The 24865-nt window shown below is 69.4% G+C and carries 22 protein-coding genes; 14 read left to right on the forward strand and 8 right to left on the reverse strand.

What is annotated here, in order from left to right:
• Position 1: 1 nt before the first annotated feature.
• Positions 2-1570 (forward strand): tripartite tricarboxylate transporter permease, encoded by a 1569-nt coding sequence (locus tag BMY35_RS20190; RefSeq protein ID WP_093202834.1) that lies wholly within the window; start codon positions 2-4, stop codon positions 1568-1570.
• Between the two features lie 69 nt (positions 1571-1639).
• On the opposite strand, the gene BMY35_RS20195 is transcribed toward BMY35_RS20190, so the two are convergent.
• The 5 genes from BMY35_RS20195 to BMY35_RS20215 form a co-directional block, all read right to left on the reverse strand.
• Positions 1640-2056, reverse strand: a complete 417-nt coding sequence (locus BMY35_RS20195) for a hypothetical protein (protein WP_093202837.1) — start codon at positions 2054-2056, stop codon at positions 1640-1642.
• A 106-nt stretch (positions 2057-2162) separates the two neighbouring features.
• Positions 2163-3086: a pirin family protein gene (locus tag BMY35_RS20200; RefSeq protein ID WP_093202839.1), complete on the reverse strand. Its 924-nt coding sequence runs from the start codon at positions 3084-3086 to the stop codon at positions 2163-2165.
• Positions 3087-3237: 151 nt separating this feature from the next.
• Positions 3238-3789, reverse strand: a complete 552-nt coding sequence (locus tag BMY35_RS20205) for a flavodoxin family protein (protein ID WP_093202842.1) — start codon at positions 3787-3789, stop codon at positions 3238-3240.
• 139 nt (positions 3790-3928) lie between these two features.
• Complete coding sequence (locus BMY35_RS20210) at positions 3929-4348, reverse strand: DoxX family protein (protein ID WP_093202844.1); 420 nt, start codon at positions 4346-4348, stop codon at positions 3929-3931.
• A gap of 85 nt (positions 4349-4433) precedes the next feature.
• Entirely contained in the window at positions 4434-5135 is a 702-nt protein-coding gene (locus BMY35_RS20215) for a pirin family protein (RefSeq protein WP_093202847.1), read from the reverse strand.
• 159 nt (positions 5136-5294) lie between these two features.
• On the opposite strand from BMY35_RS20215, the gene BMY35_RS20220 reads away from it, so the two are divergent.
• The 8 genes from BMY35_RS20220 to BMY35_RS20255 all read left to right on the forward strand — a co-directional run bounded on the left by BMY35_RS20220 (position 5295) and on the right by BMY35_RS20255 (position 13960).
• Positions 5295-6248 carry a LysR family transcriptional regulator gene (locus tag BMY35_RS20220; RefSeq protein ID WP_093202849.1) on the forward strand — a complete coding sequence of 318 codons (954 nt, stop codon included), beginning with the start codon at positions 5295-5297 and terminating at the stop codon, positions 6246-6248.
• A 149-nt stretch (positions 6249-6397) separates the two neighbouring features.
• A complete protein-coding gene (locus tag BMY35_RS20225) occupies positions 6398-7537 on the forward strand; it encodes an NAD(P)/FAD-dependent oxidoreductase (protein WP_093202852.1) in 1140 nt (379 codons plus the stop codon).
• 7 nt (positions 7538-7544) lie between these two features.
• Positions 7545-8507 (forward strand): tRNA glutamyl-Q(34) synthetase GluQRS, encoded by a 963-nt coding sequence (gluQRS, locus tag BMY35_RS20230; RefSeq protein ID WP_093202854.1) that lies wholly within the window; start codon positions 7545-7547, stop codon positions 8505-8507.
• On the forward strand, positions 8507-9262 hold the full coding sequence (gene trmB, locus BMY35_RS20235; protein WP_093202857.1) for a tRNA (guanosine(46)-N7)-methyltransferase TrmB: 756 nt from the start codon (positions 8507-8509) through the stop codon (positions 9260-9262). The genes gluQRS and trmB overlap by 1 nt, the downstream gene beginning before the upstream one ends.
• Positions 9263-9347: 85 nt before the next feature.
• The gene (locus BMY35_RS20240; protein WP_093202859.1) at positions 9348-9803 is read left to right on the forward strand and encodes a helix-turn-helix transcriptional regulator; all 456 of its coding nucleotides are present in this window, start codon (positions 9348-9350) and stop codon (positions 9801-9803) included.
• A 35-nt stretch (positions 9804-9838) separates the two neighbouring features.
• Positions 9839-10249 (forward strand): VOC family protein, encoded by a 411-nt coding sequence (locus tag BMY35_RS20245; protein ID WP_093202862.1) that lies wholly within the window; start codon positions 9839-9841, stop codon positions 10247-10249.
• A gap of 17 nt (positions 10250-10266) precedes the next feature.
• A complete protein-coding gene (locus BMY35_RS20250; RefSeq protein ID WP_093202864.1) occupies positions 10267-12708 on the forward strand; it encodes an ATP-binding cassette domain-containing protein in 2442 nt (813 codons plus the stop codon).
• A gap of 79 nt (positions 12709-12787) precedes the next feature.
• On the forward strand, positions 12788-13960 hold the full coding sequence (locus BMY35_RS20255) for an ABC transporter substrate-binding protein (RefSeq protein WP_093202867.1): 1173 nt from the start codon (positions 12788-12790) through the stop codon (positions 13958-13960).
• A gap of 30 nt (positions 13961-13990) precedes the next feature.
• Here BMY35_RS20255 and BMY35_RS20260 read toward each other — a convergent pair whose 3' ends face one another.
• Entirely contained in the window at positions 13991-14869 is an 879-nt protein-coding gene (locus tag BMY35_RS20260) for a LysR family transcriptional regulator (protein WP_093202869.1), read from the reverse strand.
• A 185-nt stretch (positions 14870-15054) separates the two neighbouring features.
• On the opposite strand from BMY35_RS20260, the gene BMY35_RS20265 reads away from it, so the two are divergent.
• Positions 15055-15510: a GNAT family N-acetyltransferase gene (locus tag BMY35_RS20265; protein ID WP_177213669.1), complete on the forward strand. Its 456-nt coding sequence runs from the start codon at positions 15055-15057 to the stop codon at positions 15508-15510.
• A gap of 3 nt (positions 15511-15513) precedes the next feature.
• Positions 15514-17043: an MFS transporter gene (locus tag BMY35_RS20270; RefSeq protein ID WP_093202874.1), complete on the forward strand. Its 1530-nt coding sequence runs from the start codon at positions 15514-15516 to the stop codon at positions 17041-17043.
• 16 nt (positions 17044-17059) lie between these two features.
• Here the strand turns inward: BMY35_RS20270 and BMY35_RS20275 are convergent, their stop codons facing one another.
• Positions 17060-17749, reverse strand: a complete 690-nt coding sequence (locus BMY35_RS20275; RefSeq protein ID WP_093202877.1) for an alpha/beta hydrolase — start codon at positions 17747-17749, stop codon at positions 17060-17062.
• A 260-nt stretch (positions 17750-18009) separates the two neighbouring features.
• On the opposite strand from BMY35_RS20275, the gene BMY35_RS20280 reads away from it, so the two are divergent.
• From BMY35_RS20280 to BMY35_RS20290, 3 genes are read left to right on the forward strand one after another with little or no spacing between them, the layout of a single operon-like run.
• Positions 18010-19617 carry an efflux transporter outer membrane subunit gene (locus BMY35_RS20280; RefSeq protein ID WP_093202879.1) on the forward strand — a complete coding sequence of 536 codons (1608 nt, stop codon included), beginning with the start codon at positions 18010-18012 and terminating at the stop codon, positions 19615-19617.
• A 5-nt stretch (positions 19618-19622) separates the two neighbouring features.
• On the forward strand, positions 19623-20861 hold the full coding sequence (locus tag BMY35_RS20285; RefSeq protein WP_093202881.1) for an efflux RND transporter periplasmic adaptor subunit: 1239 nt from the start codon (positions 19623-19625) through the stop codon (positions 20859-20861).
• Positions 20862-20873: 12 nt separating this feature from the next.
• The gene (locus BMY35_RS20290; RefSeq protein WP_093202884.1) at positions 20874-24065 is read left to right on the forward strand and encodes an efflux RND transporter permease subunit; all 3192 of its coding nucleotides are present in this window, start codon (positions 20874-20876) and stop codon (positions 24063-24065) included.
• Here the strand turns inward: BMY35_RS20290 and BMY35_RS20295 are convergent.
• On the reverse strand, positions 24062-24784 hold the full coding sequence (locus tag BMY35_RS20295) for a Crp/Fnr family transcriptional regulator (RefSeq protein WP_093202886.1): 723 nt from the start codon (positions 24782-24784) through the stop codon (positions 24062-24064). The genes BMY35_RS20290 and BMY35_RS20295 overlap by 4 nt on opposite strands.
• Positions 24785-24865 lie beyond the last annotated feature (81 nt).

Below are 24865 nucleotides of genomic sequence, written 5' to 3' on the forward strand. Positions count from 1 at the left end.
CATGATCGGTCAATCGCTCCACGACCTCTGGTTCGGCTTCGGCGTGGCCTTCCAGGGCTCAAACCTGATGTGGTCCTTCTTCGGCGTGCTGGTGGGCAACCTGATCGGCGTGCTGCCGGGCATGGGCGCGCTGCAGGCCATCTCGATCCTGCTGCCGCTCACCTACGTGATGCATCCGGTGCCCGCCATCCTGATGCTGGCCGGCATCTTCTACGGCTCGCAGTACGGCGGCGCCATCGGCGCCATCCTGATGAACATGCCCTCGCATCCGCCGCACGCGGTGACCTGTCTCGACGGGTACCCGATGACCAAGCAGGGCAAGGGCGGCGTCGCGCTGGGGGTGACGATGATCGCCTCGTTCCTCGCGGCCTCGGTCGGCATCATCGTGATGATCTTCGCCTCGCCGCTCCTGGTGCAGATCGCGTTCAAGTTCGGCCCGACCGAGATCTTCTCGATCATGCTGCTGGGCCTGCTCGCCGGCTCCACCATGTCGCGCGGCTCGCCGCTCAAGGGCGTGGCAATGACGCTCTTCGGCCTGCTGTGCGGCGTGGTCGGCACCGACGTGAACAGCGGCAGCTTCCGCTTCGCCTTCGGCCTGCCCGAGCTGAGCGACGGCCTCGAGCTGGTGGCGATCTCGATGGGCCTGTTCGGCGTGGCCGACTTCCTGCTCAACGTGAACCGCATGAAGACCATCGGCGACACCGGCACGCTCAAGCTCAGCGACATGCGCCCGAGCAAGGAAGAGCTCAAGCGCGCCTTCCCCGCGATGATCCGCGGCACCATCGTCGGCACGGTGTTCGGCGCGATGCCGGGCACGGGCCCGACCATCACCACCTTCATCGCCTACGCGCTGGAACGCAAGGTGTCGAAGACGCCCAACAGCTTCGGCACCGGCATGATCGAAGGCGTGGCCGGCCCCGAGGCCTCGGCGCACTCGAAGACGCAGGTCGACTTCATCCCGACGATGAGCCTGGGCATCCCAGGCGACGCGGTGATGGCGCTGATCCTCGGCGCGCTGCTGATCCAGGGCATCCAGCCCGGCCCGCAGCTCATCACCGAGCATCCGGACATCTTCTGGGGCCTGATCGCCTCGTTCTGGATCGGCAACGTGATCCTCGTGATCCTGAACGTGCCGCTGATCGGCGTGTGGGTGAAGCTCTTGAAGGTGCCCTACAAGTACCTGTTCCCGGCCGCGATGTTCTTCATTGCAACCGGCGTGTACAGCACGCAGAACAGCCTGTTCCAGATCTGGGAAGTGCTGGTCTTCGGCATCGTCGGCGCGGTGCTGATGACGCTGGAGTTCTCGGTCGCGCCGATCCTGCTGGGCTTCGTGCTCGGGCCGATGGTGGAGGAAAACTTCCGCCGCGCGCTGCTGCTGTCGCGCGGCGACATGTCGGTGTTCGTGACGCGGCCGATCAGCGCGACCTTCATCGGGCTGTGCGCGTTGCTGCTGCTGGGCGTGAGCTACTCCGCGTGGCGCGGTCGCGGTGGCCGCAAGGGCGTGGTCGAGCTGCCCAAGACGCCTGAAGGTGCACCGCCCGCCGAGACGGTGTCGATCAGCGGCAAGTAGTCAGCCATCAGCAAGAAGAAAGGCCCGCATCGCGGGCCTTTTTCATGTCTGCGGTTTTCCGTTCGCCGCCTACTTGAGCTTCTGCGCGAACGCCAGCAGGCGCTCGCCGTCGCCGTCGGTGAACACCGAGGCCGGCGTCAGGCCGACGTAGCGGCCGCCCTCGTGCGGCCGGGCCTCCACGAGCTGCATGCCCACGAGCTTGCCGCTCTTCACGTAGCGGGTCTCGATGTAGATGCCGGTCTGGCCTTCCTTGTTGATCGGCAGCTCGGCGACGGCCGCGTAGTCGTCGGCCTTGAGCAGCTGCGTGAGCCTGTCCTTCAGGTGGAAGTCGTACCAGGCCTGCTGGTAGACCATCGACTCGCCGGTCTGCACGTGCTTGAGCATGAGGACCAGTTGCCGCTTGAAGAGCTTCAGCTCCTTCATCAGGAACTCGAAGAGATCGCCGTATTCGCCCGGTGCAACCTCGGGTGTACGAAAGACTGCCATTTGCCTTGCTCCCTTTCTGGGGATGTCGTTGGGACGGCGATCCCCTCGATCGCCGCTTGCGGGGCGGAGCTTACCGTCCTCGCAAGACAGGCCGGCCCGGGGCAGTTCAGAGCGGCGTGGTGCCCGTGTCGGGCTCGCGCACGCCGAAGGGCTTGCCCGGCAGCGGAATGAACTCGGTCTCGCCGGGCACGTGGCCCATGCGCTGGGCGGCCCAGTCGGCACCGGCCTCGAGGATGCGCTCGCGCCGGCTCGACACGAAATTCCAGGTGATGTAGCGCGGGCCGTCGAGCGGCTCACCGCCGATCACCACCAGCCGCGCGGCGGCGCTGGCCGTGAGCACCGCACCCTGCCCGGCCGGCAGCACGGCCATGGAATGCACGGGAACCTGCTCGCCGTTCACCGCGAGATCGGCATCGACCGCGTAGACCGCAAGCTCGGGTGCCAGCGCGGGCAGCTCGAAGCGGCCGCCCGCGGGCAGCGCGATGTCGAGATACACGGTCTGCGAGAGCGTCTTCACCGGCGAGCGGGCACCGAAGGCCTCGCCCACCAGCACGCGCACCGCAACGCCCTGCTCCGTCAGCTCGGGGATCGCGTCGGCCGGCGTGTGCTCGAAGCTGGGCTCGATCTCCTCGTGTGCCTGCGGCAGCGCGGCCCACAGCTGCAGGCCGTGGTTCACGTAGGTGTCGGCCTTCAGGCGCTCGGGCTTGCGCTCGGAGTGCACGATGCCGCGGCCCGCGGTCATCCAGTTGATGGCGCCGGGCAGGATCTCCTGCACGCTGCCGAGGCTGTCGCGATGCATCATCGCGCCCTTGAAGAGATAGGTGACCGTCGAGAGCCCGATGTGCGGATGGGGGCGCACGTCGTGCTCGGTGCCCGGCTGCTCGGTGGCCGGGCCGAAATGGTCGAAGAACACGAAGGGACCGACCGAGCGCTGCTGCGCCGCCGGCAGCAGGCGCCGCACGTTGAAGCCGCCTCCGAGGTCCTTGTCGTGCGGCTTGAGCAGTCGGGTTTCGGGGGTGGCGTCAGTCATCGTGTTCTCCGTGAGTGATTGGTCGGCTTCGTTCGTCGCAGTCCGTTCGCGAGACACCGCGGAACCGGCTTTGCCGGGCCGCAGGTGTCGCCCCCCCCCGGCGAGGGGGTTGGCGCAGCGACACGAAGTGCGCGAAGCCTGGGGGTGAGTTCTAGCCTCGCGATCTTGCCACCGTGCCGATGCGCTCACCGAAAGCACGGGCAGTGTCGAAATCGCCCTTGAGCATTTCGGCCGGGCTCGCGTCCGACGGCGACTGCGTCAGCAGGCCGCCGTAGCCGCCCACGTAGTTCAGCGCGTCGCGCGTCGCCGCCTTGCTGTTGCTCGGCAGGATGCCCATGCTGACCCAGATGCCGCTGTGCTGCATGGCCAGCGTCCACAGGTAGGTCATGGTCGTGACCTTGTCGCCGTTCATGGTGGCGCTGTTGGTGAAGCCGGCGAAGAGCTTGTCCTTCCAGCCCTGCGTGTACCAGACCTTCGACGACGCGTCGGCGAATTTCTTGAACTGCCAGCTCACGCCGCCCATGTAGGTCGGCGAGCCGAAGATGATCGCGTCGGCCGCGGCCAGCAGCTCCCAGCCGCCTTCGGGCAGGTTGCCGTCCGCGTCGATGGCCAGCAGCTGCGCGCCCGCGCCGTCGGCGACGGCCTGGGCCACGCGCTGTGTGTGGCCGTAGCCGGAATGGAAGACGACGACGATGTTTGCCATGGGATGTTTCTCCTGAATGAACGATGGGGAAGGTGCCCCTTCGCGAACACCGAGGAACCGGCTTTGCCGGGCCTCGGGTGTTGCCCCCGGCGAGGGGGTTGGCGAAGCGACACGGAGTGCGCGAAGCCTGGGGGAGAGCTTACTTTTTGTCGATGCTGAAGCGGCCGGGACCGAAGGCAGCCAGTGCGAGCAGGCCGCCGGCGATGGCGATGTTCTTGTTGAAGTTGATCTGCTGCATCATCTTCATCGCATCAGGGGCCGACCAGTACTTGTGGAAGAACAGCGCGGCCGCGACGGTGAAGATCGCCATCACGATCGCCGTCCAGCGGGTCTTGAAGCCCAGCAGCAGCGCGATGCCGAAGCCCAGCTCCACGACGATCGCGATGACCGCGCCCACTTCGGGCAGCGGCAGGCCGACGGAGGTGATGTAGCCGACGGTGCCCCCGAAGCCCAGGAGCTTGCCGATGCCGGCGGGAACGAACAGGTAGGCGATCAGGATGCGCCCGATGAGGGCCAGGGTGTCCTGCGCGGGGTTGGGTGCGGTGTTTGCGGTTGCCATGGTTGAAAACTCCTCGGTTGTTGGATTGGAAAAGAGAGAAAGGTGAAAAAAAGCCGGGCGGCCAGCGCCCGGCAAGGGGGAAAGATCAGGCGGCCAGGTCGAACACCAGCACTTCGGCGTCCTTGCCCGCGCCCAGCGTCACCTGCGATTCGCCTTCGAGCATCGCGGCGTCGCCGCCGGAGAGCTTCTGGCCATTCACTTCCAGCTCGCCGCGCACCAGGTGCACGTAGCTCTTGCGCTTCGGGTCGAGCGCCAGGCTGGCCTTTTCGTCGCCGTCGAACAGGCCGGCGTACAGGCTCGCGTCGGCGTTCACCTTCACCGAGCCTTCGCTGCCGTCGGGCGAGGCCACCAGGCGCAGCTTGCCGCGCTTCTCGGCGTCGCTGAACTTCTTCTGCTCGTAGCCGGGCTCGATGCCGCGCACGTTCGGCAGGATCCAGATCTGCAGGAAGTGCGTGGTCTCGTCGGCCTTGTGGTTGAACTCGCTGTGCATCACGCCGCGGCCCGCGCTCATGCGCTGCACGTCGCCGGGAGGAATGCTCTCCACGTTGCCCATGCTGTCCTTGTGCGCCAGTTCGCCCGAGAGCACGTAGCTGATGATCTCCATGTCCTTGTGGCCGTGGGTGCCGAAGCCGGCGCCCGCCGCCACGCGGTCTTCGTTGATCACGCGCAGGTTGCCGAAGCCCATGTGGGCCGGGTCGTAGTAGTTGGCGAAGGAAAAGCTGTGGAACGAGCGCAGCCAGCCATGGTCGGCATAACCGCGTTCCTGTGATTTACGGACTTGCAACATCGTCTTGCTCCTTCTGCCCTGCCCCGGTGGGGTGTCGGGCCTTTTTCGTATGCCGCGCCGGATGCGCAGCGGATGAGAAGAATTTTGGGCCGCCACCCTCCTCGGAAAGACGCCGCGGTTTGATGGCAACATTCAAATATTTTGATCAATGGAGCCACGATGCCCAGTCCCAGAGACGTGCTGACCCCCGACGCCCTCGCCATGCTCCAGACCGTGGCCAGCACCGGCAGCTTCGCCGCCACGGCGCGCGCGCTGAACCTCGTGCCCAGCGCCTTGAGCTACCGGGTGCGCCAGATCGAGGACGCGCTCGACGTGCTGCTGTTCGACCGCAGCGCCCGCCAGGCCCGGCTGACCGAGGCCGGCGCCGAGCTGTTGCGCGAGGCCGAACGGCTGCTCAACGAGATCGACGCGGTGGCCAACCGCGTCAAGCGCGTGGCCACCGGCTGGGAGCCGATGCTGACCATCGCGGTCGACAGCGTGATCGCGCGCGACCCGCTGCTCGACCTCGCCACCGCCTTCTTCGCGCTGGAGCCGCCCACGCGGCTGAAGCTGCGCGACGAGACGCTGATGGGCACCATCGAGGCCCTGACCTCCGGCGAAGCCGACCTCGCGATCGGCGCGGTGCTCGACGCCGCGAGCCTGGCCTTCACCTCCACCGGCATCCGCAGCCGGCCGATCGGCGAGTTGAGCTTCGTCTATGCGGTGGCGCCGCACCATCCGCTGGCGCGCATCACGCAGCCGCTGAGCGACACGGTGATGCGGCAGCACCGCGCGGTGGCGGCGGCCGACTCGGCCCGTCAGGCACCGGGCCTCACGGTGCATCTGGTGGGCGGACAGGACGTGCTCACCGTGCCGAGCATGCAGGCCAAGATCGCGGCGCAGCTGCACGGGCTGGGCGGCGGCTTCCTGCCCGAGCCGATGGCGCGGCCGTACATCGAGGCCGGGCACCTGGTCGAGCTGCAGACCGAGCGCAAGCCGCCGCGGGGTGAGCTGCACTGCGCATGGCGCGTGCGCAGTGCCGGCAAGCCCGGCCGGGCGCTCGAATGGTGGCTGGCGCAGTTCGAGCACGAAGGCACGCGGCGCGCGCTGCTCGAACGGCATCGGGGGCGATGAGGCAGCCGTGCTTCATCGACGGGGCCGACGAGTATTGCCGAGGATCGCGCAACGCCGCTAAGGGTGTGCCCTCAGGCGAAGCGGCCGCCGGACCGATGTAGAGTGCAGACACATCCATCCGCATTCCATCCAGAAGAAAAGAGTCGTTCATGAGCACTCGCGCAACTGCAAAGAAACCGGCCAAGGCCGCCGCCGACCGCCACCGAACTCCAGCCGCCCCGTCTTCTTCGCCTCCTCCCTCCTCCTCTTCCCGTTCCTCCTCCCGCCACTACGCCGTCGTCGGCGCCGGCATCGCCGGAGTGGCCTGCGCGCGGACGCTGGCGCAGGCCGGCCACAAGGTCACGCTGTTCGAGCGCAACGACGCAGCCGGCGGACGCATGGCCAGCGTGGACACCGCCTTCGGTCGCTTCGACAGCGGCGCTCAATATTTCACCGTGCGCGATCCGCGCTTCGCCCTGGCGCTCGAAAGCGCGCCCGGCACCAGCAAGCGCTGGAGCGCCAACCTCGTGCGCGTGCTCGACGCCCACGGCCGCGTGGCCGAGGCTGCCCTGCCCTCGCTCGAGCCGCACTGGGTGGCCCAGCCCGGCATGGAGTCGCTGGTGACCCGCTGGGCCGCTCCGCTGGGCGACAGCCTCGTCACCGGCACGCAGGTCACGCAGATCGAGCCCGATGCACTCGACCCGAAGCGCTGGCAGCTGCGCACGACCGGCGCCGACGATTCGCGCCACGTCTACTCGGGCTTCGACGCCGTGCTGCTCGCCGTGCCGCCGGCTGGCGCCCGCGCGCTGCTGGGCGACGGCAAGCTCTCGGCCACGCTCTCGCGCAAGATCGAACCCGTGCGCATCGCGCCCTGCTGGACGCTGATGATCGCCTACCCCCAGGCCAACCAGCCCAACATGTCGCACCTCGGCCCGCAGTGGAACGCGGCGCGCAGCACGCACCACCGCGTGGCGTGGCTGGCGCGCGAGTCGTCCAAGCCCGGGCGCGAGCCGATCGAGCGCTGGACGCTGCAGGCCAGCGCGACCTGGTCGGAGGAACACCTGCGCGACGCGCCCTCGCGCATCGAGGCCAAGCTGCTGCGCGCCTTCGCCGAGATCACCGGCATCCACGCCACGCCGGCCCACGCCCAGGCCATCTGCTGGAACGAGGCCCAGACCCAGGTGCCCGTGGGCACCACCCACCTCTGGGACGCCAAGGCCCGCATCGGCATCGCGGGCGACTGGTGCACCGGCCATCGCGTGGAAGACGCCTTCCTCTCGGGCCTGTCGCTCGCGCTCGACGTGATCTGACCGGGAGATGAGGGAGACCGGCCGCTTCGCGCCCTCGCCCACCGGCCCGCTGCACGCGGGCTCGCTGGTGGCCGCGCTCGCGAGCTGGCTCGACGTGCGCGCGCGCGGGCCGCAGGCGCGCTGGTTGGTTCGCATCGAGGACGCCGACACCGAGCGCTGCCTGCCCGGCATGGGCGAGCACATCCTCCAGCAGCTGGCCGACTGCGCGCTGCTGCCCGACGAGCCCCCCGTCTCGCAGACCCAGCGCACCGCCCGCTACGAGGCCGCACTCGATCGGCTGAAGGCGCGCGGGCTGGCCTACCCCTGCGGCTGCTCGCGCAAGGACATCAACGAGGCGCTCGCGCGGCTCGGCCATCGGCACGAACGCCACGGCGAACGCGTGTACCCCGGCACCTGCCGCGACGGGCTGCACGGCAAGCCCGCGCGCGCATGGCGCTTTGCCACGGAGAAATTCGAGGCCGACCTCCCGCCCACGCCCAGCGTGCCGTGGGAGGAAGACGGCGACGATGCAACCGCCGGCGGCGAACTCTGCTTCGTCGACCGCCGCCTGGGCCGCCAGTGCCAGAACGTGAGCCGCGAGGTCGGCGACTTCGTGCTGCGCCGCGCCGACGGCCCCTGGGCCTACCAGCTCGCGGTGGTGGTCGACGACGCCGAACAGGGCGTGACCGACGTGGTGCGCGGCGAGGACCTCACGGACAACACCGCGCGCCAGATCCTGCTGCAGCGCGCGCTGGGCTTTCCCACGCCCAGCTACCTGCACACGCCGCTGGTGCGCGGCGCGGACGGCGACAAGCTGTCGAAACAGAACGGCGCCACCTCCATCGACACCGGCTCCCCGGCAGCCGCGCTGGCCGCGCTCGACGCCGCCGCACGGGCGCTGGGCCTGCAGCCCGCCACGGCCGCCGACTGCCCCTCGGCGCTGGCCGGCTGGGTGCCCCAATGGCGCGATCTCTACAATTCGCGCCTGTGATGAATCTTTCCGATACCGTGTCCAACGACCTCCCTCCGGGCAATGACGAGGGTGCCGACGAAGGCGCCGACAAGCCCCATCCGCTGCACCGCCGCCTCAAGAGCTTCGTCAAGCGCGGCGGCCGCACCACCGAGGGCCAGGCGCGCGCCTTCTCCGAACTGGGCCCGCTGTACCTGGTGCCCTACAAGCCCGAGCCGATCGACCTGACCGCCGCCTTCGGCGGTCGCGCCGGCCCGACCGTGCTGGAAATCGGCTTCGGCATGGGCGAGGCCACCGCGCACATCGCGACGGTGCTGCCCGACACCAACTTCTTCTGCTGCGAAGTGCACGAGCCCGGCGTGGGCGCGCTGCTCAAGCGCATCGGCGAGCAGCAGCTGTCGAACATCCGCATCTGCGCGCACGACGCCGTCGATGTGCTCGACCACATGCTGCAGCCCGGCACGCTGGCCGGCGTGCACGTGTTCTTTCCCGATCCTTGGCACAAGAAGCGCCACAACAAGCGCCGGCTGATCCAGCCCGGCTTCGTGACCAAGCTCGCGCAGCACCTGCGCCCTGGCGGCTACATCCACTGCGCCACCGACTGGCAGCCCTATGCCGAGCAGATGCTCGAAGTGCTGGCTGCCGAGCCGCTGCTGCGCAACACGGCTGAGGGCTACGCGCCCAAGCCCGAATACCGTCCGCTCACCAAGTTCGAGAACCGCGGCATCAAGCTGGGCCACGGGGTGTGGGACCTGGTGTTCGAGCGCAAGGCCTGACCCTCCCCCGCATCTGCCCGCCCCCGCCCCGGCCGCCGGGGCTGCCGGGTTGAGCCTGCCGGTCCGGCATGGCACGATCCCGCGGATGACCAGCAGCAAACCCGACGCCGAGCAACTGCATCTTCGCGAACTGGCCCGGCTGCGCCGCGTTCGCGACCGCATCGACCGCGAATACGCCCAGCCGCTCGACGTCGAGGCCCTCGCCTTCGGCGTGCACATGTCGGCGGGCCACCTCAGCCGCCAGTTCAAGCTCGCGTATGGCGAGTCGCCCTATTCCTACCTGATGACGCGGCGCATCGAGCGCGCGATGGCGCTGCTGCGCCGGGGAGACCTCAGCGTCACCGAGGTCTGCTTCGAGGTCGGCTGCTCGTCGCTGGGCACCTTCAGCACACGCTTCACGGAGCTTGTCGGCATGCCGCCCAGCGCCTACAAGCGCCAGGCCGCGCTGCAGACCGCGGGAATGCCCTCGTGCGTGGCGAAGCAGGTCACGCGACCGATCAGGAATCGAGAAGCGCCGGTCGTGGAGCCGCATCTAGACTGAGCGCTCCTCGACAACACAACGACCGGACGACCACCATGAACCTCAGCATCCACGCCAGTTTTCTTCCGCACAACGACCCCGAAGCCTCCCTCGCCTTCTACCGCGACCTGCTCGGCTTCGAGGTCCGCAACGACGTCGGCTACGGGGGCATGCGCTGGATCACCGTCGGCCCGGTCGGCCAGCCCGCCGTGTCCATCGTGCTGGCGCCACCGGCCGCCTACCCCGGCATCACCGACGAAGAGCGCCGCACCATCGCCGAGATGATGGCCAAGGGCACCTACGCCGCCATCCTGCTGGCCACGCCCGACCTCGAAGGCACCTTCGCGAAACTGCAGGCCAGCGACACCGAGATCGTCCAGGAGCCGACCGACCAGCCCTACGGCGTTCGCGACTGCGCGGTGCGCGACCCCGCGGGCAGCATGATCCGCATCCAGCAACTGCGCTGAGGCGGGGAAACGAACCGATGAGCACGAAGGCCCCGAAGAAGACTACGACCACGACCGCGACGAAGACGGGCAAGCCGGCGAAGGCGCAGGCCCGAGCCTCCGCGCAGCACGCAGCCGACAGCCACGACATGATCCGCGTGCACGGCGCGCGCGAGAACAACCTGAAGGACATCAGCATCGAGATCCCGAAGCGCAGGCTGACGGTGTTCACCGGCGTCTCGGGCTCGGGCAAGAGTTCGCTGGTGTTCGGCACCATCGCGGCCGAGTCGCAGCGGCTCATCAACGAGACCTACAGCGCCTTCGTGCAGGGCTTCATGCCCACGCTGTCGCGGCCCGATGTCGACGTGCTCGACGGCCTGACGACCGCGATCATCGTCGACCAGCAGCGCATGGGCACCGACCCGCGCTCCACGGTGGGCACCGCCACCGACGCCAACGCGATGCTGCGCATCTTGTTCAGCCGCCTGGGCAAGCCGCACATCGGCCCGCCGGGCGCATTCGCCTTCAACGTGCCATCGGTCAGCGCGGCCGGCGCCATCACCATCGAGCGCGGCGCGAAGACGAAGACCGTGAAGGAAACCTTCAATCGCATCGGCGGCATGTGCCCGCGCTGCGAGGGCCGGGGCTCCGTCACCGACTTCGACCTGTCGCAGCTCTACGACGACGGCAAGTCGCTCAACGAGGGCGCGCTCAAGATCCCCGGCTACAGCATGGACGGCTGGTACGGCCGCATCTTCCGCGGCTGCGGCTTCTTCGACGCCGACAAGCCGATCCGCAAGTTCACGAAGAACGAGCTGCACGACCTGCTCTACAAGGAAGCGACCAGGATCAAGGTCGACGGCATCAACCTCACCTACGCGGGGCTGATCCCGACGATCCAGAAGTCGTTTCTCTCGAAGGACGTGGAGGCGATGCAGCCGCACGTGCGCGCCTTCGTCGACCGCGTGGTGACCTTCTCCACCTGCCCCGAGTGCGACGGCACGCGGCTCAGCGCGGCGGCGCGCTCGTCGAAGGTCAAGGGCATCAGCATCGCCGACGCCTGCTCCATGCAGATCAGCGACCTGGCCGCGTGGGCGCGCGGCCTGAAGGAGCCCTCTGTGGCGCCGCTGCTCGAGGCACTGGCGGCGACGCTCGATTCCTTCGTGGAGATCGGCCTGGGCTATCTCTCGCTCGACCGGCCCTCGGGCACGCTCTCGGGCGGCGAGGCGCAGCGCACGAAGATGATCCGGCACCTCGGCTCCTCGCTCACCGACGTCACCTACGTCTTCGACGAGCCCACCACCGGCCTGCACCCGCACGACATCCAGCGCATGAACGAACTGCTGCTGCGGCTGCGCGACAAGGGCAACACGGTGCTGGTGGTGGAGCACAAGCCGGAGGTCATCGCCATCGCCGACCACGTCGTCGACCTCGGGCCCGGCGCGGGCACGGCGGGTGGCAGCGTGTGCTTCGAAGGCAGTATCGAGGGGCTGCGCGCCAGCGGCACGGTCACCGGCCGGCACCTCGACGACCGGGCCACGCTGAAGAAGAAGGTGCGCAAGCCGACCGGCAAGCTCGAGATACGCGGCGCGACGGCGCACAACCTGCGCAAGGTGAATGTCGATATTCCGCTCGGCGTGCTCGCGGTCGTCACCGGCGTGGCGGGCTCGGGCAAGAGCTCGCTGGTGCACGGATCGATTCCGGCCGGCGCGGGCGTGGTGAGCATCGACCAGGGCGCCATCCGCGGCTCGCGGCGCAGCAACCCGGCAACCTACACCGGGCTGCTCGACCCGATCCGCAACGCTTTCGCGAAGGCCAACGGAGTTAAGCCGGCGCTCTTCAGCGCCAACTCCGAAGGCGCGTGCCCCACCTGCAACGGCGCGGGCGTCGTCTACACCGACCTGGCGATGATGGCCGGCGTCGCCACCACCTGCGAGGAATGCGGCGGCAAGCGCTTCCAGGCCTCGGTGCTGGAATACCGCTTCGGCGGGCGCGACATCAGCGAGGTGCTGGCGATGCCGGTGGACGAGGCCGCGGCCTTCTTCGGCGAGGGCAAGGCCCGCACGCCGGCCGCGCACGCCATCCTGCAGCGGCTGGCCGACGTGGGGCTGGGCTACCTGCGGCTCGGGCAGCCGCTCACCACGCTCTCGGGCGGTGAGCGCCAGCGGCTCAAGCTGGCCACGCAGATGGCCGAGAAAGGCGACATCTACGTGCTCGACGAGCCGACCGCCGGCCTGCACCTCGCCGACGTGGCGCAGCTGCTGGGCCTGCTCGACCGGCTGGTGGATTCGGGCAAGTCGGTCATCGTGGTCGAGCACCACCAGGCCGTGATGGCGCATGCCGACTGGCTCATCGACCTCGGCCCCGGCGCGGGGCACGACGGCGGCCGGGTCGTCTTCGAGGGCACGCCCTCGGACCTGGTCGCCAAGCGCGCCACCCTGACCGGCGAGCATCTCGCCAGTTACGTCAAGGGAGGCTGACCCCACCCGCGCGTTTGCCGCCTTCCACCCTGGCCCCGATATTGCTACACTTTTTTACTAATGTGAAAGAAGGTGTCCAATGAACAGGTCACGCAGGGAATGGTTGGGCAAGGCATGTGGCGCGCTGATGCTGGGAAGCGGCATCGGGGTTACCCACCCCGTCATGGCGCAGGCCACGCGGACGCCGGCGGCGGGCGGAGCGCGCGTCGTGCTCCTCGGGCAATCGGTGCCGCTGACGGGCAGTGCTTCGGAAATCGGCACCGCCTTCGCCGCCGGCAGCCGCCTCGCGGTGAGCAGCTTCAACGAACGCAACGCCGCCAGCGGCCTGCAGCTCAAGCTTCTGCAGCTCGACGACGGCTACGACGCGGCCCGCGCCACCGCCAATGCGCGCACCCTGCTCACCGCCGACAAGGCCGACATGCTCTTCGGCTTCGTCGGCACGGCCAGCAGCGAGGCCGGCGCGAACGTCGCCACGCAGCAGGGCAGCCTGCTGTTCGCGCCCTTCGCGGCTTCCGACACGCTGCGCGGCGCCGAGCACCCCAACGTGTTCCATGTGCGCCCCGGCATGATCGACGAGGCCCTGAAGATCGTGAGGCAGTGCGCCACCGTGGGGCAGACGCGCGTGGCGCTGGTGGGCGACGACGACGCCATGGGCCGCGCCGGGCTCGCGGCCGTGGAACAGGCCATCACCGAACTCAGGCTCACGCCGCTGGTCGCGACCGCGCTCGTGCCGGCCAGCGGCGACAAGCTCGACGCGGCACTGAAGGAAGTGCAGAAGCAGTCTCCGCAGGCCATCGTGCTGGTGTCGCTCTCGGGCACCACGGCCAACGCGATCCGCAAGCTGCGCAAGAGCGGCTACGCGGGCAGCTTCATGGCCTTCTCCATCGTCGGCATCGACCCGCTGTACGCCACGCTCGGCAAGGACATCGGCGGCATCGTGATCTCGCAGGTGGTGCCCTCGCCCCGGCCCTCGGCGATTCCGATCGTCAAGGAGTACCTCGCAGCCGTCGACAACTCCGACCAGACCGCGTCGTACGAAGGCCTCGAAGGCTTCATCGCTGCAAAAGCGGCCGGCGAGGCGGTGCGCCGCGCGGGCAAGGGCTTCAACACGGCGAGCCTGCAGCGCGTGATGTCCGGCATGACCGACTACGACGTGGGCGGCTTCCGCATCAACCTGCGCCCGGGCCTGCGCGACAGCGTGCGCAACATCGACCTGATCAGCATCTCCGCCGACGGCCGCGTGCTGCGGTAGTCCGCTTTCGCATCCGCTTCGCGCGGATCGTCAGGCCGGCGTGTCGCGCAGCAGCTCGGTGAAGCGCTTCTGCACGTAGCTCGCCGTCGCTCCTGGCTGACGCCCCTGCAGCCACAGCATGCGCACCGACAGCCTCGGCAGCGCCAGCGACGGGCAAGGCACTTCCTGCAGCGCCTGCCTGAAACCCTCGTAGTGCGCGATGTTGACGGGCAGCACCGCCCAGCCGAGCTTGTCGGCCACCATCTCGGCCGTGCTGTAGAAGCTGTCGGAGCGCCAGACCCTGGGGCTGTAGGCCACCTCGTGCACGTCGTCGGCATGCATCAGCAGCTGCCGGTGGCGGGCCAGGTCCTTGCGCCGCACCACGCGCCCGTCGGCCAGCGGATGGCCGTTGGCGACGAACACGCCCTGCGGCACGGTGCCGATGTGCCGCTGGTCGAAGCTCGCGCGCACCGGTCCCCTGTCGAAATGGAAGGCGACGCTGGCGCGCTCCTGCTCGACGTAGTCGGCCACCTCGGTGGCCGCGCCATTGAGCAGCGTGAGTTCGAGGCTGGGAAATTTCACCGAGATCTCGCGCATCAGCGTGGCGATGGCGGTGTACGGCAGCGCCTCGTCGAGCGCCAGCGACAGCGCGGCCTCGTTGCCCGCGTTGAGCGAGCGGGCGCGCTGGTCGAGCTGCTCGGCCTGGCGCAGCAGCTCGCGCGCCTCGAGCAGCAGCACCTGCCCGGCTTCCGACAGCTGCGCGTTCCTGCGCGAGCGGTCGAAGAGCGCGACGCCGAGGTCCACCTCGAGCAGCCCGATGGCTGTGCTCACGGCCGACTGCGCCTTGCCGAGGTGACGTGCGGCAGCCGAGAACGAGCCGCACTCGGCGGTCGTCACGAACTGGCGCAACTGGTCGACGGTCCATTCCATGCGGTGCTCCTGAACTCGATGCATAACCCTATCCATCTGATTTTCAGATGGATTTCATCTTTATCCATCCATTTTAATGGCGCAACATGGCGCCCATGCTGAAAGATCCCCGTCAAACAAAGGCGCCGCTGCGAATCGAGTGGTGCAGCGATCCCGCCAGGGAGCGGGCCATCGTCGAGTTGTTCATGAAGCAACTGAGCCCCCGCTACATCTCCCACTCCGAGCTGCAGGAGCAACGCGCCGTCGCGATCGGCGAGTGGCGCCCCGACCTGGCCGAGGTGCTGGGCGCGCAGGTGCGCCACGCGCTCGCGCAGCCCGTTGCCGCATCGCGCTCGCTGATCGCGACCGCGCACGATGAAGACAGCGGCGCACTGGCCGCCGTCGCATTCGTTTCCATCGACGAGACCCGCCTGGCCTCGCGCCCCTTCGCCACGCTCGACGATCTCGTCGTCGACGCATCCCGCCAGGGCAGCGGCGTGGGCCGGCTGATGTTCGACTGGATCTGCGCCGAGCTGAAGCCGCGCGGCATCCGCCGCCTCTTTCTCGAAAGCGGCATCGGCAACGAAGGCGCCCACCGCTTCTTCGAGGCACGCGGCTGCACGCCGGTGTCGATCACGATGCTCAAGGAGCTGGAGGCCTGAGCCATGACGCACACCACGAACAACACGAGAAAGTGGATCACGCTGCTGATCGTCTCGACGGCGCTGCTGCTGATCGTGATCGACATGACCGTGCTCTACACCGCGCTGCCCAGGCTCACGCACGATCTCGGCGCGTCGGCCTCGGCCAAGCTCTGGATCATCAACGCCTACACCGTCGTCGTCTCCGGCTTCCTGCTGGGCATGGGCGCGCTGGGCGACCGCGTGGGCTACAAGCGCATGTTCATCGCGGGGCTGGCCGTGTTCGGCGCGGCCTCGCTGTGCGCGGCCTATGCGCCGGGCGCGGGCGCGCTCATCGCCGCGCGCGCCTTCCTGGGCCTGGGCGCCTCGATGATGATGCCGGCCACGCTGGCGATCATCCGGCTCGCCTTCACCGACGACCGCGAACGCGCGCTGGCCATCGGCGTGTGGGCCGCGGTGGCCTTCGGCGGCGCGGCGCTCGGCCCGGTGGTGGGCGGCGTCCTGCTCGAGTACTTCTGGTGGGGCTCCGTCTTCCTCATCAACGTGCCGGTGGTGCTGGTGTCGCTGGTGCTGGGCCTGTGGCTGCTCCCGGGCGAGCGCGCCACCAGCCGCAGGCCGTGGGACTTCATCGGATCGGTGCAGGTGTTCGCCGCGCTGGTCTGCCTGGTGCTGACGATCAAGGAATTCGCGAAGCCCGAGCCATCGCTCGCGGTGGCCGTGGCGAGCGGCACGCTGTCGATCGTCGCCATGCTTCTCTTCGTGCGGCGCCAGCGCCGCAGCACGTCACCGCTGATCGACTTCAGCCTGTTCCGCAATCCGCACTTCTCCAGCGGCGTGATCGCCGCCACCGTAGCCTCGGCTGCGCTGGTGGGTGTGGAGCTGGTGTTCAGCCAGCGGCTGCAGCTGGTGACCGGCCTCACGCCGCTCGAGGCGGGCCTGGCCATCCTGCCGATTCCGCTGGCCGCCTTCGTGGCCGGGCCCATCGCGGGCCTGCTGCTTGCGCGCATCGGCTCGCGCAGCATCATCGTGCTGGGCCTGGCCACCACTGCCGTGGCGCTCTTCGGGCTTGCGCTGACCGTCGAGGCATCGGGCTTCGCGCGGGTGGCCGTGCTGGCGCTGCTGGGCGTGAGCGTCGGAGCGACCATGACGGCCGCCTCCAACGCCGTCATGAACAACGCGCCGGAAGACCGCGCGGGCATGGCCGCGTCGGTCGAGGAGGTGTCGTACGAACTGGGCAGCGTGCTCGGCGTGGCGCTGCTGGGCAGCGTGCTCTCGTCGAGCTACACGGCCGCGCTGGTCATTCCGCGGACGCTGGCCGTGCCCGCCTCGGCCAGCGACGGCATCGATGCCGCGCTGCTGGCCGCGGAGAGCCTGCCGGCGCATGCGGCGACGCAGCTCGTGTCGCTCGCGCACGCTGCGTTCGACAAGGGCTTCTTCGCGGTGATCGCCGCGGCGGTGCTGATGGTGATCGCGGCCGCGGGCTCGGTCGCTGCAATCGGGTGGCAAGCCGGCGCGCGACGGCAGCGCACGCGCACTGGAGAGTGCGCGTCCTGAACTGCTCGCGGCGCAATCAGCCGGCGCTCGCCGCCTCGTCGATCAGCGCCGCCACCTCGACGGGCTTCGACGCCAGCGAGGCATGGCTGGCCGCCAGCGTGATGACCTTCTTCGCGCCCAGCCGCGCCGACATGCGCTCCTGGTTGGCCGGCGCGATCATGCGGTCGTCGCTGGAGATCTGGTACCACGACGGCTTCTTCTTCCACGCCGGCGCGGTGATCGCATCGCCGAAGGTGCTGGCGAGCGGCGCCTTCTGCGTCACGCCCATCACGAGGCCTTCGTCGGGCGTGAGGTCCTGGCAGAAGCTCTCGTGGAACTTCTCCGGCTTGACCCACAGGTAGCCGTCGCTGTCGGGCGCCAGGTTGGGCACGGCCACCGGCGGGTGCTCCTGCGTGATGCCGCCGGGGCTTTCGCCCGCATCGGGCGCGAAGGCCGCGATGTAGACCAGCCCCGTCACGTTGGGCAGGTCGCCCGCCTGCGTGATGACCGCGCCGCCGTACGAGTGGCCGACCAGCAGCACCGGGCCGTCGACCTGCGCCACCATCTTGCGCAGCCGCTGCGCATCGTCCGCGAGCGAGGTCAGCGGCAGTTCCACCGCGCGGATTCCCGTGTGCCCCTTGCGCGAAAGCTCCACGATGACCTTGGCCCAGTGGGCCGCGCCGCCCCAGAAACCGTGGACCAGAACGACTGTCGGTTTGTTGCTCATGATTGGTTGCCTTCCTGTGATGTCTACCGTGCATGGCCGCACCGGCGTCCGCTCTTGATGGCTCCGGCCGGTGCGGGGCTTGTCGGCCGGCGGCCGACGCGCACTTATACGCCGCGCAGCTTGTCGGCATGTGAACAACCACACCCGTCGCCCAAGCGCGGGGAAGACGGGCTGCCTTAACGCTGGCCTAACAGTTGCATAAAAGTTCTATAAACCACGCCTCATAGATTGCCCGCTCCTTCCCCGAAGCGAAGAAACCGATGAACGACATCGACGCAAGAAAAGCTTGCGCCGCACGCGCGGCGCCGCCTCCCGCCAGGCAAGTACGCCGAAAGCATGCTCCCGCAACCGGCCCCGCACCCGGCCTCGCAACCGGCTTCACGCTTGGCCTGGCGCTCCTGCTCGGAGGCTGCACGCTCGGGCCGGACTACAGCCGGCCGGCCATCGACATTCCCGCGTCGTTCAAGGAAGACGACGGCATCACCTGGCGGCGCACGCAGGCCGACCCGCAGGCGGTGCTGCCGGGCACCTGGTGGAGCGCCTACGGCGACGAAGTGCTGGGCTCGCTCATCGAGCGCGCGCTGCAGGCCAACCAGAACATCGCGGCGGCCGAGGCTTCCTACCGCGCCGCGCGCGCCACGGTGGCGGCGAGCGAAGCCAGCCTCTATCCGGTGCTCTCGCTCGGTGCCTCGGCGAGCCGCAGCCGCAACCTCGCGAGTACCGGCGGCTCGTCGGGCAGCGGCACGCAGTCGAGCCTGCTGTCCACGCAGGTCAGCGCCAGCGCCACGGCCAGCTGGGAGCCCGACCTGTGGGGGGAGGTGCGGCGCCAGGTCGAGGCGAGCCGGGGCAGCGCGCAGGCCTCGGGCGCGCAGCTGGCCGGGCAGCGGCTGTCCATCGCCGCCACGCTGGCCAACAGCTACTTCGCGCTGCGCCAGCTCGACATCGACATCGCGCTGCTGGGACAGCAGGAGCGCATCCACGCCCGCGTGCTCGATATGACCCGCGCGAGCTTCCAGCATGGGCTGGTGGCTGCCGACCAGGTGCTGGTGGCTCAGGACAACCTGGAGTCGTCCATCGCCGCCCTGGCCGCCTCGCGCGCCGCGCGCGCCCAGTACGAGCACTCGATCGCGGTGCTGACCGGCGTGCCTCCGGCGGCCTTCGCGCTCGCCCCGCAGCCGGAGTACCGCTTCGCGCTGCCGCCGGTGCCGCTGGCCCTGCCCTCGCAGCTGCTGCAGCGCCGCCCCGACGTGGTGGCGGCGGAGCGCAACGCCGCCGCCGCCAATGCGCGCATCGGCGTCGCGCAGGCGGCCTTCTTCCCATCGCTCACGCTGTCGGCGCAGGCCGGCTACCGCAACAACAGCCTGTCGCAGCTCTTCACCGCGCCGCACCGTTTCTGGACGGTGGGCCCCGCGCTGGCGGGCACGCTGTTCGACGGCGGTGCGCGCAGCGCCGCGCTGGAAAGCGCGCGCGCCGGGTACGACCAGAGCGCGGCCAACTACCGGCAGGCCGTGCTGAGCGCATTCCAGAGCGTGGAGGACAGCCTCGCGTCCTACCAGCAGCTGCAGGGCCAGGCCCGTGCCTTCGGCGCCATCCTGCAGCGCAACCAGCAGCTCTTCGCCAGCGCGCGCGCACAGCGCAGCGCCGGCAGCACCAGCGAACTCGAGCTGCTGACCCAGCAGCTCGCGCTTCTCACCGCCGAGCAGAACCTGCGCGACACGCAGGGCCTGCTCACCCAGAGCAGCGTCACGCTGATCCGGAACCTCGGCGGCGGCTGGCAATGGGACGAAGCCCAGGGCACTCCTGCCTCCGCGCCATCTTCCTCCACGGCCTCCTCATCCACACCCGCGACACCGCACACGACGCCCTAGCCGCCATGCGCATCCACTCTCTTCATTCATCGACGCGCTGGCGCCTTGCAACCAGCATCTCGCTGGCCGCCACGCTGCTGGCCGCCTGCGGCCCGCAGACCGCCCCGCCCGCCCCGCCGCCGCCCGAGGTCGGCGTGATCGCCGTGCAGCCGCGCGACGTGCCGCTGGTCAAGGACATGGTCGGCCGGCTCTCGCCCTTTCTGAGCGCCAACGTCACCGCCCGCGTGTCGGGCGTGCTGCAGCGGCGCACCTACGTGGAAGGCGCCAACGTCAGGCAGGGGCAGGTGCTCTTCGAGATCGACCCCGGTTTCTACCGCGCACAGCTGGAGAACGCGCTGGCCGTGCTGGCACAGGACCAGGCTACGCTGGCCAACGCGCGCGTGACCGCCGCGCGCAACAGGCAGCTGCTGCCCGTTGGCTCGGTCTCGCAGCAGACCGTGGACAACTCCGACGCCGCCGAACGCAGCGCCGCCGCCAGGGTGCGCGCCGACGAAGCAGCCGTGGCCACCGCGCGGCTCAACCTCGGCTACACCAAGGTCACTTCGCCCATCGACGGCATCGCCGGCCAGCAGCAGCTCACGGTGGGCGCGGTAGTGGGCAACGGCACCAGCGACGGCGGCGCCAACGGCACCCTGCTGGCCACCGTGCAGCAGATCGATCCGCTCTACGTCAATTTCACGGTGAGCGCCGACGAGCTGATGGCGCTGCGGCAGGCTCAGGCGCAGGGCCGGGTTTCGCTCGCGCAGCAGAACCGGGTGCAGGTGAAGGTCAGGCTGCCCAACGGCGCGCCGTACGAGCACCCGGGCACGCTCGACTTCACGGCCGCGGTGGTGAACGCGGCCACCGGCGCGGTCAACCTGCGCGCGCGGCTGCCCAATCCGCAGCAGGCGCTGTTGCCGGGCCTTTACGTCACGCTCTCGGCCGAACTCGGCGAGCAGAAGCAGGTGTTCCTGGTTCCGCAGCGCGCGATCCTGCGCGACACGGCCGGCGCCTACGCGCTGGTGGTCGGGCCCGACGCGAAGGTGCTGCGCAAGAACGTGCAGGCCGGCACGGCGCGCGGCAGCGACTGGATCGTCACGGGCGGTCTGGCCGCCGGCGACCGCGTGATCGTGAGCGGCCTGCAGGGCGCGGCGCCCGGCAGGGAGGTCAAGGCTTCGGACTGGCAGCCGCCGCCACCGGCACCCGTGCCCGGGAACGTGCCCGCGCCCGCTCCGGCCGCACCGGCATCCGCCCCCGCTCGCTGAAGGACCGCCCGCATGCCGAAGTTCTTCATCGACCGCCCGGTCTTCGCCTGGGTCGTCGCCATCCTGATCTCGCTGGTCGGCGCCATCGCCGTGAGCCGGCTTGGCATCGCCTCGTACCCCAACGTCGCGCCGCCGCAGATCACGGTGACAGCCACCTATCCCGGCGCCAGCGCCGAGACGATGGAAACCACCGTCACGCAGGTGATCGAGCAGCAGCTCATCGGCCTGGACAACCTGCTGTACTTCAGCTCCACCTCGCGAGCCAACGGCACCGCCACCATCACGCTGAGCTTCGCCACCGGCACCAACCCCGACACCGCCGCGGTGCAGGTGCAGAACAAGGTACAGCTGGCGCAGCCGCTGCTGCCCTCGCAGGTCACGCAGCAGGGCGTGGTGGTGGCCAAGGCGAGCCCGGACATCCTGATGTTCATGCAGCTCATCTCGGACGATCCGACGATCGACTCCGGCCGGCTCAACGACATCATCGCCTCGCGCATCCTGCCGGTGATCGCGCGCATCGACGGCGTGGGCAGCACCATCACGCCGGGCTCCGAATACGCGATGCGGCTGTGGCTCAACCCCGACAAGCTCCAGGCCTACGGCCTCTCCGCCAGCCAGGTGCTCACCGCGGTGCAGGCGCAGAACGCCCAGTTCGGCGCCGGCTCGCTCGGCGCCGATCCGGCAGCGCCGGGACAGGAGGTGACCGCCACCGCGGCGGCCGACACCCTCTTCACCTCGCCCCAGCAGTTCCGCGACATCATCCTGCGCGCCAACAACGACGGCACCGTGGTGCGCCTGTCCGACGTGGCGCGGGTCGAGTTCGGCCCCCAGACCTACGGCCAGCGCGCCCTGCTCGACGGCAAGCCGGCGGGCGGCCTGGGCATCAACCTCGCGCCCGGCGCCAACGCGCTGCAGGTGGGCGAGACCATCAAGAAGCAGATGGACCTGCTGGTGCGCGACCTCCCCGGCGTGCGCTGGACGGTGGCCTACGACACCACGCCCTTCATCACCGCATCGATCACCGAGGTGGTGAAGACGCTGTTCGAGGCGATCGTGCTGGTGTTCCTGGTGATGCTGGTGTTCCTGCAGAACCTGCGCGCCACGCTGATCCCCACGCTGGTGATTCCGGTGGCGCTGCTGGGCACCTTCGCGGGCATGCAGCTGCTGGGCTTCTCGCTCAACCAACTGACGCTGTTCGGCATGGTGCTGGCCATCGGCATCGTGGTGGACGACGCGATCGTGGTGATCGAGAACGTCGAGCGGCTCATGACCGAGGAAGGGCTGGAGCCCCGGGAGGCCACGCGCAAGAGCATGGGGCAGATCACCGGCGCCATCGTGGCGATCACGGTGGTGCTCACCGCCGTGTTCGTGCCTTCCGCGCTGCAGCCCGGGGCCACCGGCATCATCTATGCGCAGTTCGCCTTCACCATCGCGCTGTCGATGGCCTGCTCGGCCTTCCTGGCGATGACCTTCACGCCCGCGCTGTGCGCCACGCTGCTCAAGCCCACCGACCACGCGCGCAAGAACGCCCTCTTCCGCGGCTTCGACCGCCTCTTCGACTGGGTGGCGCGCACCTACAACGGCCACGTGGGCTGGGCGCTGCGCCACGCGCCGCGCTGGATGCTGGCCTTCGTGCTGGTCACGGTGCTCACGGGCTTCCTGTACGCGCGCATGCCCACCGGCTTCGTGCCGGGCGAGGACCAGGGCTCGGTGCTGGTGTCGGTCACGCTGCCGCCCGGCGCCACGCTGGAGCGCAACGACCGCGTGATGGCGGAGATCCGCGAGCGCATCCTGAAAAGCCCGGTGGGCGCGAGCGTCGATGCGATCTTCCAGGCACAGGGCTTCGGCTTTGCAGGCAACGCGGAGAACGCCGGCACGGTCTTCGTCAAGCTCAAGCCGTGGGAGCAGCGAAGCAAGACCGCGATGGAGCTCATTCCCGAGATCACCCGCGCGCTGCGCGGCCTGCCCGACGCGCAGGCCATCGCGTTCAACCAGCCGGCCATCCGCGGCCTGAGCCAGCTCGGCGGCATCGACATGTTCCTGCAGGCGCGCGCGGGCCAGTCGCGTGCCGAGCTGGCACAGGCCTCCCGCACGCTGGTGGAAAAGGCCGGCCAGAACCCGACGCTGTCAGGCATCCGGCCCAACGTGCTGCCCGACGCGCCGCAGTGGCAGATCGCGGTCGACCGCGCGCAGGCCTATGCGCTCGGGCTGACGCTCACCGACGTCTACAACGGCGTCGCGATGCTGCTGGCCCCCACCAACGTCAACCAGTTCCGGTACGACGGCCGCATCAAGCGCGTGTACATGCAGGCCGACGCGCCCTTCCGCATGGGCCCCGAGGCGCTCGACCGCGTGTACACGCCGAGCACGCTGGCGGGCAGCGCCGGCGCGATGGTGCCGCTGTCGAGCGTGGTGAAGGCCCAGTGGGGCACCGGGCCGATCGCGCTGCAGCGCTTCAACGGCAACGCGGCGGTGCAGATCGTCGGCAACCCGGCGCCCGGCACGTCCACCGGGCAGGCGATGGCCACGCTGCAGGACATCGTACGCAACGAACTGCCGCCGGGCTTCGGCTACGACTGGAACGGCCTGTCCTACCAGGAGCAGCAGGCCGGCAACTCGGCCACGCTGCTGCTGGTGCTGTCGGTGGTGGTGGTGTTCCTGTGCCTGGCCGCGCTGTACGAGAGCTGGTCGATCCCGGTGGCGGTGCTGCTGGTGGTGCCGCTGGGCATGCTGGGCGTGATCGCCTTCTGCTGGCTGGCGGGCTTTCCGAACGACGTGTTCTTCAAGATCAGCCTGGTGACGGTGATGGGCCTGGCGGCGAAGAACGCGATCCTGATCGTCGAGTTCGCGGTCGAGGCGCAGCAGCGCGGGCTGACGCTGTACGAATCGGTGCTCGAAGCCGCGCGGCTGCGGCTGCGCCCGATCCTGATGACCTCGCTGGCCTTCATCCTCGGCGTGTTCCCGCTGATCGTCTCCAGCGGCGCGGGCGCGGTCTCGCGGCACGAGATCGGCATGGGCGTGACCGGCGGCATGCTGTTCGCGACCTTCCTCGGGCTGCTGATGATCCCGGTGTTCTACGTGGTGGTGCGGCGCGTGCTGGGCGACAAGCTCGACCAGCCCTCGCGCAAGCTGGCGAAGACAGGGACCAAGCCGGAAACGGGGTCGATGCCCGCCGACGAGGCCGCAGACGGCGTGCGCCCCTAGCCCATGCTCACCAGCTTCCTCAGCGCATCGAGCGACAGCAGCTCGATGCGCCCGTAGCCCAGCGCGACCACGCCTTCGGCTGCCAGCGCGTTGAGCTCCTTCGACAGCGTCTGGCGCGTCACGCCGAGCATCATCGCCAGCGCCTCCTGCGGCAGCTGCAGCTCGTGCCGCAGGTGCACCGACTGCGTGGCATCGCCGCGCGCCAGCACCAGCAGCCGGTGCGCCACGCGCGCGCGCAGGCTGCGCAGCGTGGCGTCTTCCGCGAGGCCGTAGAGCATGCGCACGCGCGCCGCCAGCATCGCGGCGATGGCATTGGAGAAAACCACCTCGCGCATCAGTTGCACGAAGGCGGCGGGCGGCACCACCAGCAGGTCGAGCGCTTCCAGCGCGGTGGCGTCGTGGGTGCGCGGCGAGCCGTCGATCAGCGTGATCTCGCCGAACCAGTTGCCGGGCTCCAGCACCGCGAGGATGGCCTCGCGGCCGTCCTGCCGCAGCGAGGAGATCTTGATCGTGCCCGCCACCAGCCCGTAGAAGCCACCGTCCGTGGCATGGATGGGGTCGCCCTGGCGAAACACCATTGCGCCGCGCCGCACGTGGTGAAGCTCCGCCGCGGCTACCAGCGCCTCGCGCTGGGCGCGCGGCATGCTCATGAACCACGGGTTGCCTTCCAGCGCGGCACGGTGCGCGGTGGAAAGGCGCGGTTTCGGGGAGGTGGCCATGAAGGAGGAATGACGAGGGAACGGGGGTTTACCAGAACCCCGCATTGTCAAATTCTTGACAGTTGATGGTCAAGCGCAGGC

Source organism: Variovorax sp. YR750, assembly GCF_900109805.1.
Lineage (GTDB): Bacteria > Pseudomonadota > Gammaproteobacteria > Burkholderiales > Burkholderiaceae_C > Variovorax > Variovorax gossypii.

Coding starts and splice junctions, on each gene's coding strand:
- BMY35_RS20260 (WP_093202869.1), bottom strand. CDS start 14,869: ATGGAATGGACCGTCGACCAGTTGCGCCAGTTCGTGACGACCGCCGAG.
- BMY35_RS20295 (WP_093202886.1), bottom strand. CDS start 24,784: ATGGCCACCTCCCCGAAACCGCGCCTTTCCACCGCGCACCGTGCCGCG.
- BMY35_RS20280 (WP_093202879.1), top strand. CDS start 18,010: ATGAACGACATCGACGCAAGAAAAGCTTGCGCCGCACGCGCGGCGCCG.
- BMY35_RS20255 (WP_093202867.1), top strand. CDS start 12,788: ATGAACAGGTCACGCAGGGAATGGTTGGGCAAGGCATGTGGCGCGCTG.
- BMY35_RS20210 (WP_093202844.1), bottom strand. CDS start 4,348: ATGGCAACCGCAAACACCGCACCCAACCCCGCGCAGGACACCCTGGCC.
- trmB (WP_093202857.1), top strand. CDS start 8,507: ATGAATCTTTCCGATACCGTGTCCAACGACCTCCCTCCGGGCAATGAC.
- BMY35_RS20250 (WP_093202864.1), top strand. CDS start 10,267: ATGAGCACGAAGGCCCCGAAGAAGACTACGACCACGACCGCGACGAAG.
- BMY35_RS20195 (WP_093202837.1), bottom strand. CDS start 2,056: ATGGCAGTCTTTCGTACACCCGAGGTTGCACCGGGCGAATACGGCGAT.
- BMY35_RS20265 (WP_177213669.1), top strand. CDS start 15,055: ATGAAGCAACTGAGCCCCCGCTACATCTCCCACTCCGAGCTGCAGGAG.
- BMY35_RS20205 (WP_093202842.1), bottom strand. CDS start 3,789: ATGGCAAACATCGTCGTCGTCTTCCATTCCGGCTACGGCCACACACAG.
- BMY35_RS20275 (WP_093202877.1), bottom strand. CDS start 17,749: ATGAGCAACAAACCGACAGTCGTTCTGGTCCACGGTTTCTGGGGCGGC.
- BMY35_RS20270 (WP_093202874.1), top strand. CDS start 15,514: ATGACGCACACCACGAACAACACGAGAAAGTGGATCACGCTGCTGATC.
- BMY35_RS20285 (WP_093202881.1), top strand. CDS start 19,623: ATGCGCATCCACTCTCTTCATTCATCGACGCGCTGGCGCCTTGCAACC.
- BMY35_RS20245 (WP_093202862.1), top strand. CDS start 9,839: ATGAACCTCAGCATCCACGCCAGTTTTCTTCCGCACAACGACCCCGAA.
- BMY35_RS20240 (WP_093202859.1), top strand. CDS start 9,348: ATGACCAGCAGCAAACCCGACGCCGAGCAACTGCATCTTCGCGAACTG.
- BMY35_RS20190 (WP_093202834.1), top strand. CDS start 2: ATGATCGGTCAATCGCTCCACGACCTCTGGTTCGGCTTCGGCGTGGCC.
- BMY35_RS20220 (WP_093202849.1), top strand. CDS start 5,295: ATGCCCAGTCCCAGAGACGTGCTGACCCCCGACGCCCTCGCCATGCTC.
- gluQRS (WP_093202854.1), top strand. CDS start 7,545: ATGAGGGAGACCGGCCGCTTCGCGCCCTCGCCCACCGGCCCGCTGCAC.
- BMY35_RS20215 (WP_093202847.1), bottom strand. CDS start 5,135: ATGTTGCAAGTCCGTAAATCACAGGAACGCGGTTATGCCGACCATGGC.
- BMY35_RS20290 (WP_093202884.1), top strand. CDS start 20,874: ATGCCGAAGTTCTTCATCGACCGCCCGGTCTTCGCCTGGGTCGTCGCC.
- BMY35_RS20225 (WP_093202852.1), top strand. CDS start 6,398: ATGAGCACTCGCGCAACTGCAAAGAAACCGGCCAAGGCCGCCGCCGAC.
- BMY35_RS20200 (WP_093202839.1), bottom strand. CDS start 3,086: ATGACTGACGCCACCCCCGAAACCCGACTGCTCAAGCCGCACGACAAG.